Origin of the sequence: Diaphorobacter sp. JS3050 (genome assembly GCF_013154915.1) — a bacterium.
Classification (GTDB): domain Bacteria; phylum Pseudomonadota; class Gammaproteobacteria; order Burkholderiales; family Burkholderiaceae_C; genus Diaphorobacter; species Diaphorobacter nitroreducens.
In genome coordinates this window covers 1642473-1657556 of sequence record NZ_CP053553.1, presented here as the reverse complement: position 1 = coordinate 1657556, position 15084 = coordinate 1642473, and the positions used below count along the sequence as shown (strand labels likewise).

12 protein-coding genes and 1 tRNA gene are annotated in these 15084 nt (G+C 62.7%); all 13 read right to left on the bottom strand.

Translation table 11 applies throughout. The features are described 5' to 3' along the window. Positions 1-17: 17 nt before the first annotated feature. The 13 genes from carB to aceA all read right to left on the bottom strand — a co-directional run bounded on the left by carB (position 18) and on the right by aceA (position 14788). A complete protein-coding gene (carB, locus tag HND92_RS08140) occupies positions 18-3269 on the bottom strand; it encodes a carbamoyl-phosphate synthase large subunit (RefSeq protein WP_172206697.1) in 3252 nt (1083 codons plus the stop codon). Positions 3270-3279: 10 nt separating this feature from the next. Continuing rightward, positions 3280-3681, bottom strand: coding sequence for a hypothetical protein (locus tag HND92_RS08135; protein WP_011805597.1), 402 nt, complete (start codon positions 3679-3681; stop codon positions 3280-3282). Positions 3682-3702: 21 nt separating this feature from the next. Then, positions 3703-4875, bottom strand: a complete 1173-nt coding sequence (gene carA / locus HND92_RS08130; protein ID WP_172206696.1) for a glutamine-hydrolyzing carbamoyl-phosphate synthase small subunit — start codon at positions 4873-4875, stop codon at positions 3703-3705. 238 nt (positions 4876-5113) lie between these two features. After that, a tRNA-Pro gene (locus HND92_RS08125) sits at positions 5114-5190 on the bottom strand. 27 nt (positions 5191-5217) lie between these two features. Then, positions 5218-5646 (bottom strand): MerR family transcriptional regulator, encoded by a 429-nt coding sequence (locus tag HND92_RS08120; RefSeq protein WP_172206695.1) that lies wholly within the window; start codon positions 5644-5646, stop codon positions 5218-5220. A gap of 100 nt (positions 5647-5746) precedes the next feature. Further along, positions 5747-6097 (bottom strand): integration host factor subunit alpha, encoded by a 351-nt coding sequence (locus tag HND92_RS08115; RefSeq protein ID WP_103737589.1) that lies wholly within the window; start codon positions 6095-6097, stop codon positions 5747-5749. Further along, entirely contained in the window at positions 6094-8538 is a 2445-nt protein-coding gene (gene pheT / locus HND92_RS08110) for a phenylalanine--tRNA ligase subunit beta (protein ID WP_172206694.1), read from the bottom strand. Before pheT ends, HND92_RS08115 begins: the two co-directional genes overlap by 4 nt. Positions 8539-8659: 121 nt before the next feature. Next, entirely contained in the window at positions 8660-9712 is a 1053-nt protein-coding gene (pheS, locus tag HND92_RS08105) for a phenylalanine--tRNA ligase subunit alpha (protein WP_011805602.1), read from the bottom strand. A gap of 102 nt (positions 9713-9814) precedes the next feature. Continuing rightward, a complete protein-coding gene (gene rplT, locus HND92_RS08100) occupies positions 9815-10174 on the bottom strand; it encodes a 50S ribosomal protein L20 (RefSeq protein ID WP_005795139.1) in 360 nt (119 codons plus the stop codon). A gap of 26 nt (positions 10175-10200) precedes the next feature. Further along, positions 10201-10404 (bottom strand): 50S ribosomal protein L35, encoded by a 204-nt coding sequence (rpmI, locus tag HND92_RS08095; protein WP_011805603.1) that lies wholly within the window; start codon positions 10402-10404, stop codon positions 10201-10203. Positions 10405-10577: 173 nt separating this feature from the next. Next, the gene (gene infC, locus HND92_RS08090; protein WP_083766753.1) at positions 10578-11189 is read right to left on the bottom strand and encodes a translation initiation factor IF-3; all 612 of its coding nucleotides are present in this window, start codon (positions 11187-11189) and stop codon (positions 10578-10580) included. A 65-nt stretch (positions 11190-11254) separates the two neighbouring features. Beyond that, a complete protein-coding gene (gene thrS, locus HND92_RS08085; RefSeq protein ID WP_172206693.1) occupies positions 11255-13174 on the bottom strand; it encodes a threonine--tRNA ligase in 1920 nt (639 codons plus the stop codon). Positions 13175-13456: 282 nt separating this feature from the next. Further along, positions 13457-14788 carry an isocitrate lyase gene (gene aceA, locus HND92_RS08080; RefSeq protein WP_103737648.1) on the bottom strand — a complete coding sequence of 444 codons (1332 nt, stop codon included), beginning with the start codon at positions 14786-14788 and terminating at the stop codon, positions 13457-13459. Between the last annotated feature and the right edge of the window lie 296 nt (positions 14789-15084).

Sequence of the window (15084 nt, the reverse complement as noted above, 5' to 3'; positions counted from 1 at the left end):
AAAACCCGGTGCCGCGCTCAGGCTGCAGCCGCCAGGCGGGCGTGCAGTTCCTGCACCGAATACACGTCCAGATTGTCGAGGTGCTTCATGCCTTCCACGGCCGCCTCGGCGCCGAAAATGGTCGTGAAGGTGGTCACGCGCGCCAGCAGCGAGCTGGTGCGGATCGCGCGCGAATCGGCAATCGCGTTGCGGCGCTCCTCCACCGTGTTGATGACCATGGCGATCTCGTCGTTCTTGATCATGTCCACGATGTGCGGGCGGCCTTCGGTCACCTTGTTGACCACCTGCACCGGCACGCCGGCGGCCTCGATGGCCGCGGCCGTTCCCTTGGTGGCCAGCAGCTCGAAGCCCATGGCCTCCAGGTCGCGGGCAATCGCCACCGCGCGCTGCTTGTCGGCGTTCTTCACGGTGAGGAACACCTTGCCCGAGCGCGGCAGGCGCGTACCGGCACCCAGTTGGCTCTTGACGAAGGCCTCGCCAAAGGTCTTGCCCACGCCCATGACTTCGCCGGTGGACTTCATCTCGGGGCCCAGAATGGTGTCCACGCCCGGGAACTTGACGAAGGGGAACACGGCCTCCTTCACGCTGAAGTACGGCGGCGTGACCTCCTTGGTGATGCCCTGGCTGGCCAGGGTCTGGCCGGCCATGCAGCGCGCCGCCACCTTGGCCAACTGGATGCCCGTGGCCTTGCTGACGAACGGCACCGTGCGCGAGGCGCGCGGGTTCACTTCCAGCACGTAGATCACATCACCGTCGTCGGTTTCCTGAATTGCGAACTGCACGTTCATCAGGCCCACCACATTCAGGCCATGGGCCATGGCCGTGGTCTGGCGCTTGATCTCGTCCACCGTCTCGGCCTTGAGGTAGTACGGCGGCAGCGAACAGGCGGAGTCGCCCGAGTGCACGCCAGCCTGTTCGATGTGCTCCATCACGCCGCCGATGAACACGGCACCGGAGGCATCGCGCACACAATCCACATCGCATTCGATGGCATTGGAGAGGAAGCGATCCAGCAGCACGGGCGAATCGTTGCTTACCTTGACGGCTTCGCGCATGTAGCGTTCCAGGTCGCGCTGCTCATGCACGATCTCCATGGCACGGCCGCCCAGCACATAGCTGGGGCGCACCACCAGCGGGTAGCCCAGGGCAGCGGCCTTCTCCAGCGCCTCGGGTTCGGTACGCGCGGTGGCATTGGGCGGCTGGCGCAGGCCCAGGTCGCCCAGCAGCTTCTGGAAACGCTCGCGGTCCTCGGCGGCGTCGATCATGTCGGGGGTGGTGCCAATGATCGGCACGCCAGCGGCCTCCAGGCCCAGCGCCAGCTTCAGTGGCGTCTGGCCGCCGTACTGCACGATCACGCCCTCGGGCTTTTCCTTGTCCACGATCTCCAGCACGTCTTCCAGCGTCAGAGGTTCGAAGTACAGGCGATCCGACGTGTCATAGTCGGTCGAGACAGTCTCGGGGTTGCAGTTGACCATGATGGTCTCGTACCCGTCCTCACGCATGGCGAGGGCCGCATGCACGCAGCAGTAGTCGAACTCGATGCCCTGGCCGATGCGGTTGGGGCCGCCACCCAGCACCATGATCTTCTTCTTGTTGGTGGGCTCGGCTTCGCATTCGTCCTCATAGGTCGAATACATGTAGGCGGTATTGGTGGCGAATTCGGCGGCGCAGGTATCCACGCGCTTGTACACCGGGCGCACATTCAGCGCATGGCGCGCTTCGCGCACAGCCTTCTCGTTGGTTTTGAGCAGCTTGGCCAGGCGGCGGTCGGAGAAACCCTTCTTCTTGAGAGCGCGCAACGTGTCCGCATCCAGCGAGGCCAGCGCGCCATCGCCCTTCTCGGCCGTGAGTTGGTCCAGGTCGAGTTCGATCTTCACGATCTCCTCGATCTGCACGAGGAACCACTTGTCGATTTTGGTGAGGTCATGCACCTCGTCCACCGACAGGCCCATGGCGAACGCGTCACCCACGTACCAGATACGCTCAGGTCCCGGCTCGCCCAGTTCCTTCTCGAGCAACTCGCGGTCCTGGGTCTTCTCATTCATGCCATCCACGCCCACCTCCAGGCCGCGCAACGCCTTCTGGAAGGACTCCTGGAAAGTGCGGCCCATGGCCATCACCTCGCCTACGGACTTCATCTGCGTGGTCAGGCGGCTGTCGGCCGCTGGGAATTTCTCGAACGCAAAACGCGGGATCTTGGTGACGACGTAGTCGATGGAGGGCTCGAACGACGCGGGTGTGGCGCCGCCGGTGATCTCGTTCTTCAGTTCATCGAGCGTATAGCCCACGGCCAGCTTGGCAGCGACCTTGGCGATCGGGAAGCCCGTGGCCTTGGAGGCCAGCGCCGACGAACGCGACACGCGAGGGTTCATCTCGATCACGATCATGCGGCCGTCCTTCGGGTTCACCGAGAACTGCACGTTGGAGCCGCCCGTGTCGACACCGATCTCGCGCAGCACTGCCAGGCTGGCGTTGCGCATGATCTGGTATTCCTTGTCGGTCAGCGTCTGCGCGGGTGCCACGGTGATCGAGTCGCCCGTGTGCACGCCCATCGGGTCCAGGTTCTCGATCGAGCACACGATGATGCAGTTGTCCGCCTTGTCACGCACGACCTCCATCTCGTACTCCTTCCAGCCGAGCAGCGACTCTTCGATCAGCAGCTCGTTGGTCGGCGAGGCTTCCAGGCCGCGCTTGCAGATGGTTTCGAATTCTTCCGGGTTGTAGGCGATCCCGCCGCCCGTGCCGCCCAGCGTAAAGCTGGGACGGATGACGGTGGGGAAGCCCACGTTCTTCTGCACGGCCCAGGCCTCGTCCATGCTGTGGGCGATGCCGGAGCGCGCCGACCCAAGGCCGATGCGGGTCATCGCATCCTTGAACTTCAGGCGGTCTTCGGCCTTGTCGATGGCCTCGGGCGTCGCGCCGATCAGTTCGACCTTGTACTTGTGCAGCACGCCGTTGCGCCACAGGTCCAGCGCGCAGTTCAGCGCGGTCTGGCCGCCCATGGTGGGCAGGATGGCGTCGGGGCGCTCCTTGGCGATGATCTTCTCGACCGTCTGCCAGGTGATGGGCTCGATGTAGGTGACGTCGGCCGTGGCCGGGTCGGTCATGATCGTCGCGGGGTTGCTGTTGATCAGGATGACCTTGTAGCCCTCCTCGCGCAGCGCCTTGCAGGCCTGCACGCCCGAGTAGTCGAACTCGCAGGCCTGGCCGATGATGATCGGGCCGGCGCCGATGATGAGGATGCTTTTGATGTCTGTGCGTTTTGGCATGGTATGTCTATCAATCGGTCGCTGGGGCTGAGGCTGGGGCGGCAGACACCGCTGCGGGGCGCCGCGTATTCAGCCTGTCCAGCAGCGCCTGGGCCCGCTCGGCGGGGAGGTTCTTTTGCATCAGCTGCAGCAGGCCGTCGCCCTGAACCAGGGGTCGCAACACTTCGGCTTCTGCCTCGTAGAACGTCACGTCCCACTCCTGCATGGCCTCTGCGAAGGTCGCATCGTCCCAGGTCTTGCCCTTGGCGATCAGCGTGACCAGGGGCATGGCCTTGTTCTCGACGAAAGACTTCTTGTAGGGCTTTTGCTGCCAGCGTTCGGTGAACCACTCGCGGTGCATTGGAGGCAATGTCAGCACGCGCTTGTGAATGGCTTTCTCAAGCGCTGCAGCCGGGAAGCTGAAGAGTTTCATGGCGCCGGTTTCCTTTTGGGCTTACTGGGCCTTGGCGGCCTGCATCAGAGTGGTGAAGCGGTCGAACAGGTAGGCAATGTCGTGCGGACCGGGTGACGCCTCGGGGTGCCCCTGGAAGCAGAAGGCCGGCTTGTCCTTGTGTTCCAGGCCCTGCAGAGTGCCGTCGAACAGGCTGATGTGCGTGGCGCGCAAGGTGGCCGGCAGCGATGCCATGTCCACCGCGAAACCGTGGTTCTGGCTGGTGATGCTTACCCGGCCGCTGTCCAAGTCCTTCACAGGGTGGTTTGCGCCATGGTGGCTGTTGTCCATCTTGAAAGTCCTGGCGCCACTGGCCAGCGCCATGATCTGGTGGCCCAGGCAGATGCCGAAGGTAGGCACGCCGCTGTCGATGATCTGCTTGACTGCCGTGATCGCGTAGTCGCAGGCCGCCGGGTCGCCCGGGCCGTTGGACAGGAACACGCCATCGGGATTCATGGCCAGCACCTCTGCCGCCGGGGTCTGCGCGGACACCACGGTGAGCCTGCAGCCGCGTTCGGCCAGCATGCGCAGGATGTTCAGCTTCACGCCATAGTCATAGGCCACGACGTGAAAGCGCGGGGCCGTCTGCGTGCCGTAGCCTTCGCCCAGCTTCCACTCAGTCTGGTCCCAGGCGTACGCGGCACGCGTGGTCACGACCTTGGCCAGATCCAGCCCGTTCATGTTGGGCGCCGCCTTCGCCGCGGCCACGGCTTCGTCGATGCGCGCCTGGGTCACGGCCTCGCCAGCCGCCAAGCCGACGATGGCGCCATTCTGCGCGCCCCGGGTGCGCAGCAGGCGGGTCAGTTTGCGGGTGTCGATGTTGGCGATGGCCACCGTCTTGGCACGCACGAGGTACTCGGGCAGCGTCTCGGTCATGCGGAAGTTGCTGGCCAGCAGCGGCAGGTCCTTGATGATGAGGCCTGCGGCGTGGACTTTTTCAGCCTCGATATCCTCTGCGTTGACGCCGTAGTTGCCGATGTGCGGATACGTCAGGGTGACGATCTGCTGGCAGTAGCTGGGGTCCGTGAGAATTTCCTGGTAGCCGGTGATGGCGGTATTGAAGACCACTTCGCCGACCGTGGTGCCGGCGGCACCGATCGAGTTACCGATAAAGACCGTGCCGTCTGCGAGCGCCAGGATGGCGGGCGGGAAGGTTCCCTTGAGAGACAAAAGCACTGGGTTCTCCGATGGTTTACGGGTCGCCCGGGAGCCGCAGGAACGGCGATGCTCCTGAAGGCTACTGCTTGTTGAAAATTGCTTTGGATGCGGCCGGGCGACTTGTTTGCGGGAAAGCCTCTCATTGTAGCGCGAGAGGCGCATGCCCACTGCGCACAGGACATTGGTCCCGCCAAGGATCCAAACGCGCCCAAGAAGAAAGGGACCACCGTTTTCACGGTGGTCCCTTTGGCATAAATGGTCGGCGTGGCGGGATTCGAACTCGCGACCCCTTGCACCCCATGCAAGTGCGCTACCAGGCTGCGCTACACGCCGACAAGACTTGAATTCTATACCGAAAAATCAGACCGTAAGAAGAAGTGCGCGAATTTCTTCCAATTCTTTTCGCAGGGTCGCCGCATTCAAAGGAACCGCCTGCGCGACGCTCATCCCCTCGTTCGCACCCTGTGCGGGTACAGCCGCTTCCAGGCCGTCCACATGCGGCGCACCACCATCGCGCAGGGCCTTGTCCGCATGGGCCAGCTCTTGCAGCCGGTTGCGCGCACCGCTGATGGTGAAGCCTTGGTCATACAGCAGGTCGCGAATGCGGCGGATCATCAGCACCTCATGGTGCTGGTAATAGCGCCGGTTGCCGCGCCGCTTCATGGGGCGCAACTGCGTGAATTCCTGTTCCCAGTAGCGCAGGACATGGGGTTTGACGCCACAGAGCTCCGCCACTTCACCAATCGTGAAATAGCGCTTGGCCGGAATGGGTGGCAGCAAGGTGCTCATGGGAATGGCGCAAAAAACGGGCAGGACTGTGGAGCGTACTGCAGCCCCTTACCGGCGGCCAGGATCTCTGGGCCAAAAACACCGGTTCGGGTCAACTACTTCAAGCTTTGTCCTGCCCCTGGATCTGTTCCTTGAGTTTGGTGCTGGCATGAAAGGTCACCACGCGTCGCGCCTTGATGGGAATGGCTTCGCCGGTGCGCGGGTTACGCCCCGGGCGCGGCGCCTTGGTGCGGATCTGGAAATTGCCAAACCCTGACAGCTTCACGTCCTGGCCGTCGACCAGGCTTTGCACGATCAGGTCGAAGAAGGCGTCCACCATGTCCTTGGACTCGCGCTTGTTCAGGCCGATGTGCTCGAACAGCAGATCCGCCAGCTGCGCTTTGGTCAGCGCAGGCGATTCCAGGCTTTCCACGGCGAACTCCACCGGTCCTGGCTCCATCCCCCGAGTCATCGCAACCTCGCTCCTGTGTGGGTACCCAGCGCCTGCAGCACCGATTGCACTGCGGCTTCGATCTCAGCGTCCGTCAACGCGGCGGCGTCGCTGCCCAGCGTCAGGCGAATGGCCAGGCTCTTCTCGCCCTGCGCCAGAGCACCCGCCGGCACGGCCTCGCCCGCACGCTGCGGCTGGGGCCGGAAGACATCGAACAGCACCGCGGAGCGCAGCAGATCGCCCGCCAGCGCACCGCCAATGGCACGCATCACCTCATCGTGCGAGACCCGCTCGGCCACAACCACGGCAATGTCCCGCTCCACCAACTGGCGCTTGGCCACGGGGCGAAAGCCCGGCACCTTGCGCTGCAGCACGGCGTCCAGCTCCAGTTCAAACATCATCGGCGCAGCCGGCAGGTCCCAGGACTGGCGCCATTGCGGATGCAATTCGCCCATAAAGCCGATGGGCTGGCCCTCCAGCAGCACGCGCGCGCAGCGGCCCGGGTGCAGTGCCGGATGCGCTGCTGGCTCGAACGTGGGGCGCAGCGGCGCGAGCAGCGCTTCCACATCACCCTTGGCATCGTAGAAGTCCACCGCCTTGTCCTTGCGGCCCCACTGCAGCGCATCGGCCGCACCATATGCCAGGCCCGCGACCCGCATCGGCTGCGCGAAGCCTTCCACCGTGCGGTCGGTGTTCTGCACGCTCGCATCACGCAGGAACACCCGCCCCAGCTCGAACACGCGCACGCGGCCGGCCTTGCGGTCCAGGTTGAACTTGAGCACCTGCAGCAAAGAGCCCAGCAGCGACGAGCGCATGACGCTCAGGTGGCTGGCGATGGGGTTGAGCAGCTTGATCGGCGCGGCGTTGCCGGCCAGTTCCTTTTCCCAATGCTCTTCGACAAAGCTGAAGTTGATGGTCTCCTGGTAGCCCAATGCCGCCAGTTCACGGCGCACCGCGAAGCTGCTGCGGCGCGATTCGGCGCGCAGCTTGGGCGTGATCGGCGCCAGCGGCGGGGTGGTGGGCAGGTTGTTGTAGCCCACCACGCGCGCCACTTCCTCGATCAGGTCTTCCTCCAGGCGCAGGTCGAAGCGGAACGACGGTGGTGTGACCGTCACGGCACCCTCTTCCCCCTGCAGCGGCAGGCCCAGGCGCCGCAGCGCATCCACGCACTGCGCCTGCGTGAGCGGCATGCCGATCACCTTGGCCGCACGCGCGATGCGCATGCGCACCGGTGTTTGCACGGGCATGTTGACGCGCTGATCATCAATGGGAGCGCATGCCGTCTCTGGCGTACCGCAAATGTCGACGATCAGCTGCGTGATGCGCTCGATGTGCTCCACGGTCAGCTCGGGATCCACGCCGCGCTCGAAGCGATGGCCGGCGTCGGTGGAGAAGTTGTAGCGGCGCGAGCGGCCGGCTACGGCCTCTGGCCACCAGAAGGCCGCCTCGACGTAGATGTTGCGCGTGTCATCCGACACAGCCGTGGCGTCACCACCCATGATGCCGGCGAGCGACTCCACCTCGCGCTCGTCGGCGATCACACCCACCTTCTCATCGACGGTGACGGTGTTGCCGTTGAGCAGCTTGAGTTGTTCGCCGGCCTTGCCCCAGCGCACTTCCAGGCCGCCATGGATCTTGTCCAGGTCGAAGATGTGCGACGGGCGGCCGAACTCGAACATCACGTAGTTGGAGATGTCCACCAGCGGCGAGACACTGCGCTGGCCGCAGCGCGCCAGGCGGTCCACCATCCACTGCGGCGTGGCGGCCTGGGTATTGACGTTGCGCACGACGCGGCCGGAGAAGCGCCCGCACAGGTCAGGCGCGCTCACGCGCACGGGCAAGCGGTCATCGATCGCGGTGGCCATGGTGGGGAACTGCGGCGCCTTCAGCGGCGCGCCCGTCAGCGCGGACACCTCGCGCGCGATGCCGTAGACACTCAGGCAATGCGCCAGGTTGGGTGTGAGCTTGAGCGTGAACAGCGTGTCGTCCAGGTTCAGGTACTGGCGGATGTTCTGGCCCAGCGGCGCGTCGGCCGGTAGTTCCAGCAGGCCGCCATGGTCCTCCGACAGTTTCAGCTCGCGCGCCGAGCACAGCATGCCAAAGCTCTCCACACCGCGCAGCTTGCCCACCTTGATGAGGAACGGCTTGCCATCCTCGCCGGGCGGCAGCTCCGCGCCCACCATGGCGCACGGCACCTTGATGCCCACGCGGGCATTGGGCGCGCCGCAGACGATGGTCAGCGGCTCGCCCTGCCCCACATCCACCTGGCACACGCGCAGGCGGTCAGCATTGGGGTGCTGCTGGGCATCCTTGATCTCGCCGACGACGATCTTCGTGAACGGCGGCGCGACGGGCTGCAGCTCTTCGACCTCCAGCCCTGCCATCGTCAGGGTGTCGGCCAGTTCTTGGGTGTTGAGCGGAGGGTTGCAGAACTCGCGCAACCAGGATTCAGGGAATTGCATATTCAGACTTCTTTGGCGTGCTCTTGAAAAGAGAGCTGCTAGCGCTTGCTACCTATTGTTTTCCATATGAAAACATATTGAAAATTAGGTTTAACAAGCGCTGGCAGCTCACTTTTTTGCATTACTGGAACTGCGACAGGAAACGGATGTCGCCGTCGAAGAACAGGCGCAGGTCGTTCACGCCGTAGCGCAGCATGGTCAGCCGGTCCGGCCCCATGCCGAAGGCAAAGCCGATGAAGCGTTCGGGGTCCAGCCCCATGTTGCGCACCACGTTGGGGTGCACCTGGCCGGAGCCCGCCACCTCCAGCCACTTGCCGGCCAACGGGCCCGACTGGAACTGGATATCGATCTCGGCGCTGGGCTCGGTGAAAGGGAAGAAGCTGGGGCGAAAGCGCAGCACCAGGTCGTCGCTTTCAAAGAAGGTCTTGCAGAAGTCCGTGAACACGACCTTCAGGTCCTTGAAGCTCACGTTCTCGCCGATCCACAGGCCTTCACATTGGTGGAACATGGGCGAGTGCGTGGCGTCGGAGTCCACGCGGTAGGTGCGGCCCGGAGCGATCACGCGGATCTCGGGCATGGCCTGGCCGGCGTCGATCAGGCCACGGTGTTTCTTCACATGCTGCACGGCGTAGCGCACCTGCATCGGGCTGGTGTGCGTGCGCAGCAGGTTGGGGGCTTCGGGTGTGCCGCCTTCCACGTAGAAGGTGTCGTGCATGGACCGGGCGGGGTGGTCCTCGGGCGTGTTCAGCGCCGTGAAGTTGAACCAGTCGGTCTCGATCTCGGGGCCGTCCGCCACCTCGAAGCCCATCGAACCGAAGATCCGCTCGATGCGCTCCAGCGTCAGCGACACGGGATGCAGGCCGCCGCGGCCGCGCTGGCGGCCCGGCAGCGTCACATCCAGCGCCTCGGCCTTGAGCTGTGCCTGCAGCTCGGCGTCCGCCAGCTCCTGGCGGCGTGCGGCGAGCGCTGCCTCCACGGCCTGCTTGGCCACGTTGATGGCGGCGCCGCGGGTTTTCTTCTCCTCGGGCGAGAGCTGCGCCATGCCCTTCATGAGCTCTGTCAGGCGGCCTGACTTGCCCAGGAACTGCGCCTTGGCGTTCTCCAGTTCGGCAGGGGTTGCGGAACGCGCGAACGACTCGCGCGCGCTCGTCACCAAGGAATCCAACTCGTTCATATCGACTCTTGAAAAAGAAACAAGGGCTAGTGCCTTTTCAAGCCCTAGCCCTTGTTGTTTGCGCGCTAGTAGCTATAAAATTTATAGCTACCAATCGTGAACTCAAGCAGCCAGCTTGGCCTTGACTTGCTCCACGATGCTGCCAAAGGCAGCCTTGTCATGCACCGCGAGGTCGGCCAGCATCTTGCGGTCGATCTCGATGGATGCCTTCTTCAGGCCGTTGGCGAACTGGCTGTAGGTCAGGCCCAGTTCACGGGCAGCGGCGTTGATACGGGCGATCCACAACTGGCGGAACACGCGCTTCTTGGTGCGGCGGTCACGGTAGGCATATTGCCCCGCCTTCATCACCGCCTGCTTGGCGATGCGGAAGACGTTACCGCGGCGACCACGGAAGCCCTTGGCAAGGGCGAGGACCTTCTTGTGACGGGCGCGGGCCGTTACACCACGTTTGACGCGAGGCATGTGTTTTCTCCTTGTTCGTCAGTTGATTACAGGCCAGCGGAGGGCAGCATCTTTGCGATGGAACCCATATCGCCTTCGTGCACGTTCACAATGCCACGCAGGTGGCGCTTGTTCTTCGTGGTCTTCTTGGTCAGGATGTGGCGCTTGAAAGCTTGGCCACGCTTGACCGTACCGCCTGGACGAACGCGAAAACGCTTCTTCGCGCTGCTCTTGGTCTTCATCTTGGGCATGTGAATGCTCCTGTTGGTTGTGCTCGTGAGGCGTTTGCACACCGCTGTGCAACCTTGTTGGCCCCGAGCCACTTTTTCAAACGACGCGCCTTGCGGCGCGCCGTGCGGCGGCACTTGCATGCCGCCTATCGGCCGGCACCCTTTTTTAGGGGGCGCCCGCCAAATCTCCTTGCTTACGCAGCGTTGTCGCCAGCGGCGGGAGCGCTTTCGGCGGCAGGTTTACCTGCCGGCTTCTTGCGGGCCGGCGCGATCATCATGATCATTTGGCGACCTTCCAGCTTGGGAAACTGCTCCACCAAAATGGTGTCGCCCAGGTCATCCCTCAAGCGGTTGAGCAATGCCAGGCCCAGCTCCTGGTGCGTGATCTCGCGGCCACGGAAGCGCAGCGTGATCTTGCACTTATCGCCCTCCGCCAGAAAACGGCGGATGTTGCGCAGCTTGATGTTGTAGTCGCCATCGTCCGTACCAGGGCGGAACTTGACTTCCTTGATCTCGATGACCGTCTGCTTGGCCTTGGCCTCGGCCGCCTTCTTCTGCTCCTGATACTTGAACTTGCCGTAGTCCATCAGGCGGCAGACCGGGGGATTAGCCGTGGCTGCAATTTCAACCAAGTCCACATCCAGCTCGCCCGCCATGCGCAGGGCCTCTTGCAGGCTGACGATGCCCAGGGGCTCGTTGTCCGGACCGGACAGGCGCACTTCAGGCGCCATGATTTCACGGTTCAGTCGATGCTTGCGCTCCTCGCGCTGGCGACGGTCACGAAATTCGGTAGCGATGGCTCTCACCTTCAATTAAAAAGCTACGAAAAGCGTAGCAGCTTACGCACCAGGGATGCGCTTCAAGCGATGATTCAGACTTTGGAGGCAATGTCCTGCGCGATCAGATCGACGAATGCGTCGAGGGACATCACGCCGAGGTCTTTGTTACCCCGGGCACGCACTGCCACAGCCCCTGCAGCCTTTTCCTTGTCGCCGGCGACAAGGATGTAGGGCAGCTTTTGCAGCGAATGCTCCCGTATTTTATACGTAATCTTCTCGTTACGCAGATCAGTCACCACCCTAAGGCCTTGATTCGGCAACGCTTTTTGCAGCTTTGCGGCGATTTCACGACAGTAATCGGACTGTGCATCGGTGATATTGAGCACCGCCACCTGTACGGGCGCAAGCCATACGGGCAAGGCCCCGGCGTGTTCTTCGATCAGGATGCCGATGAAGCGCTCCAGGCTGCCCACGATGGCGCGGTGCAGCATCACCGGCCCATGGCGCCCGCCATCCTCGCCCACGTACTCTGCATCCAGCCGCTCGGGCATCGAGAAGTCCACCTGCATGGTGCCGCACTGCCACTGCCGTCCGATCGCGTCCTTGAGCGTGTATTCGATCTTCGGGCCGTAGAAGGCGCCATCGCCGGGAGCGATCTCGAATTCGCAACCCGACGCGCGCAGGCTTTCCATCAGCGCATGCTCGGCCTTGTCCCAGCTCTCGTCGGAGCCGATGCGGGCCTCGGGGCGCGTGGCCACCTTGTAGATGATGTTGTGGAAGCCGAAGTCCTTGTAGACCTTTTGCAGCAACGCTGTGTAAGCCGTGCATTCGGCCAGGATGTGGTCTTCCGTGCAGAAGATGTGACCATCGTCCTGCGTGAAACCGCGCACGCGCATGATGCCGTGCAGGCCACCCGTGGGCTCGTTGCGGTGGCACTGGCCGAACTCGCCGTAGCGCAGCGGCAGGTCGCGGTAGCTCTTGATGCCCTGCTTGAAGATCAGGATATGGCCCGGGCAGTTCATCGGCTTGAGAGCGTAGTCGCGCTTCTCGCTCTCAGTGGTGAACATGTTGTCGCGGTACTTGTCCCAGTGTCCCGTTTTCTCCCACAGCGTCTTGTCCAGGATCTGCGGGCCCTTGACCTCCTGGTAGCCGTTGTCGCGGTACACGCGGCGCATGTACTGCTCCACTTCCTGCCACAGCGTCCAGCCCTTGGGGTGCCAGAACACGGTACCAGGCGAATGTTCGTCGATGTGGAACAGGTCAAGCTCACGGCCCAGCTTGCGGTGGTCGCGCTTCTCGGCCTCTTCCAGCATGTGCAGGTACTGCTGCAGTTCTTCCTTCGTGGCCCATGCCGTGCCATAGACGCGCTGGAGCATCTCGTTGCGGTGGTCGCCGCGCCAATAGGCGCCCGCCACCTTCATGAGCTTGAAGAACTTGAGCTTGCCGGTGCTGGGCACGTGGGGACCACGGCACAGGTCTTCAAAGCCGCCCTCGCGGTACAGGCTCACGTCTTCATTCGTCGGGATGCTGGCAATGATCTCGGCCTTGTAGTGTTCGCCCAGGCCCTTGAAGTACGCCACCGCCTCGTCCCGAGGCAATACACGGCGCACCACTGGTTCATCCTTCGCAGCCAGTTCCGCCATGCGCTTTTCAATGGCGGCCAAGTCTTCCGGCGTAAACGGACGCTTGTACGAGAAGTCGTAGTAGAAGCCGTTTTCGATCACCGGCCCGATGGTCACCTGCGCATCGGGAAACAGTTCCTTGACCGCATAGGCCAGCAAGTGGGCCGTGGAGTGGCGGATCACCTCCAGGCCGTCGGCATCCTTGGCCGTCACGATGGACAGCGGGCTGTCTTGCGTGATCCGGTAGCTGGTATCCACCACCTTGTCCCCGATCTTGCCGGCGAGCGCCGCTTTGGCCAGGCCCGAACCGATGGAGGCAGCCACCTCCGCCACAGTCACGGGACCAGCAAACTCTCGCTGGGAACCGTCGGGAAGCGTAATGTGAATCATGGAAATCCTTATCGAGTCTTTTTCGGTAGGTGAGCTGCGCTTGACTGGGGTTCAGAAAGCAAAAAGCGCGGTACAGGTCCGCGCTTTTATGGGGGCGAGAGAAATCTCGTGCAGGCGCGAACGGCCAGCCTCAGCGGCTGGAGCAGATCTCCGTCGTAGTTCGCGGTGTCATAACCAGATTGCCTTTCTCGCCCTTGTTGGTGAACAGATGTGGCATTTTACCCTGCAGCAATAGAAAAGCCCGAGGCGGGGGCCCCGGGCTTCTCGCATCAACCAAGAAGATCAGTGGAACTGCTCTTCTTCGGTGGAGCCGGTCAGCGCCTTCACGCTCGAAGAACCACCCTGGATCACGGTGGTCACGTCGTCGAAATAGCCTGCGCCCACCTCCTGCTGGTGCGACACGAAGGTGTAGCCCTGCTCACGTGCGGCGAACTCGGGCTCCTGCACCATGTTCACATAGTGCTTCATGCCTTCGCCGCGGGCATAAGCATGGGCGAACTGGAACGTGTTGTACCAGTTGATGTGGATGCCGGCCAGCGTGATGAACTGGTACTTGTAGCCGAGTGCCGACAGCTCGTCCTGGAACTTGGCGATGGTCTTCTCGTCCAGGTTCTTCTTCCAGTTGAAGGACGGCGAGCAGTTGTACGACAGCAGCTTGCCGGGGCACTTCGCATGCACGGCCTGGGCGAACTCGCGGGCAAAACCCAGGTCGGGCGTGCCGGTCTCGCACCACACCAGGTCGGCGTAGGGGGCGTAGGCCACACCGCGGCTGATGGCTTGCTCCAGACCATTCTTCACGCGATAGAAGCCTTCCTGCGTACGCTCGCCCGTCAAGAACGGCTTGTCGTTGGCGTCGTGGTCGCTGGTGATCAGGTTGGCGGCCTCGGCATCGGTGCGGGCCAGCACGATGGTGGGCACGCCCATCACGTCGGCAGCGAAGCGGGCAGCGATCAGCTTTTCGATGGCTTCCTGTGTAGGCACGAGGACCTTGCCGCCCATGTGCCCGCACTTCTTCACGGCAGCCAGTTGGTCTTCGAAGTGCACGCCGGCCGCGCCAGCGGCAATCATGTTCTTCATCAGTTCGAAGGCGTTCAGCACACCGCCGAAGCCGGCTTCGGCGTCGGCCACGATGGGCAGGAAGTAGTCGATGAATTCCTTGTCGCCGGGATTGATACCGCGGCCCCACTGGATCTCGTCGGCACGCTTGAAGGTGTTGTTGATGCGGCGCACCATCGTGGGCACCGAGTCATAGGCATACAGCGACTGGTCGGGGTACATGGTCTCGCTGGTGTTGCCGTCAGCGGCCACCTGCCAGCCCGACAGGTACACGGCTTCCAGGCCCGCCTTGGCTTGCTGCATGGCTTGGCCGGCGGTGATGGCACCGAAGGCATTCACATAGCCCTTCTTGGCGCCGCCATTGATCTTGTCCCACAGCTTCTCTGCGCCACGCTTGGCCAGCGTGTATTCGGGCTGGAGGCTGCCACGCAGACGCACCACGTCAGCTGCTGTGTAGCCGCGCTTCACGCTCTTCCAGCGGGGATTCTGGGCCCAGTCCTTTTCCAGGGCTGCGATTTGCTGCTCACGGCTCAGTTGTGCGTTCAGGGAATCTGGCATGTTGCTCTCCAAGAGATGAAGGAATGGGCGGGTACCGCTCCCGGGACCCTTGGACACAACTTTAAGTCTTCTATAAGACCACATCAATCTCTTATGTCTTATATAAGAGATAAATTTAAGCCATAAAAATCAATGGCTTATGCTCTATATATCTCTATATGAAAACTCATTTCTCGTATCGAGAAATTTTTCCGCAACGCAACAAACAAAATTTTCGCAATGAGAAATTAGACTTTCTCCATGCGAAATAGCAGGTCTGGTGAGTTCCTTTCCATGGGCTGCCCCGCGCTCATGCA

What these genes read in the sequence shown, in the direction of transcription:
- carB (WP_172206697.1), bottom strand. Translation starts at nt 3,269, where the DNA reads ATGCCAAAACGCACAGACATCAAAAGCATCCTCATCATCGGCGCCGGC.
- HND92_RS08135 (WP_011805597.1), bottom strand. Translation starts at nt 3,681, where the DNA reads ATGAAACTCTTCAGCTTCCCGGCTGCAGCGCTTGAGAAAGCCATTCAC.
- HND92_RS08120 (WP_172206695.1), bottom strand. Translation starts at nt 5,646, where the DNA reads ATGAGCACCTTGCTGCCACCCATTCCGGCCAAGCGCTATTTCACGATT.
- HND92_RS08115 (WP_103737589.1), bottom strand. Translation starts at nt 6,097, where the DNA reads ATGACTCGGGGGATGGAGCCAGGACCGGTGGAGTTCGCCGTGGAAAGC.
- pheT (WP_172206694.1), bottom strand. Translation starts at nt 8,538, where the DNA reads ATGCAATTCCCTGAATCCTGGTTGCGCGAGTTCTGCAACCCTCCGCTC.
- pheS (WP_011805602.1), bottom strand. Translation starts at nt 9,712, where the DNA reads ATGAACGAGTTGGATTCCTTGGTGACGAGCGCGCGCGAGTCGTTCGCG.
- rplT (WP_005795139.1), bottom strand. Translation starts at nt 10,174, where the DNA reads ATGCCTCGCGTCAAACGTGGTGTAACGGCCCGCGCCCGTCACAAGAAG.
- rpmI (WP_011805603.1), bottom strand. Translation starts at nt 10,404, where the DNA reads ATGCCCAAGATGAAGACCAAGAGCAGCGCGAAGAAGCGTTTTCGCGTT.
- thrS (WP_172206693.1), bottom strand. Translation starts at nt 13,174, where the DNA reads ATGATTCACATTACGCTTCCCGACGGTTCCCAGCGAGAGTTTGCTGGT.
- aceA (WP_103737648.1), bottom strand. Translation starts at nt 14,788, where the DNA reads ATGCCAGATTCCCTGAACGCACAACTGAGCCGTGAGCAGCAAATCGCA.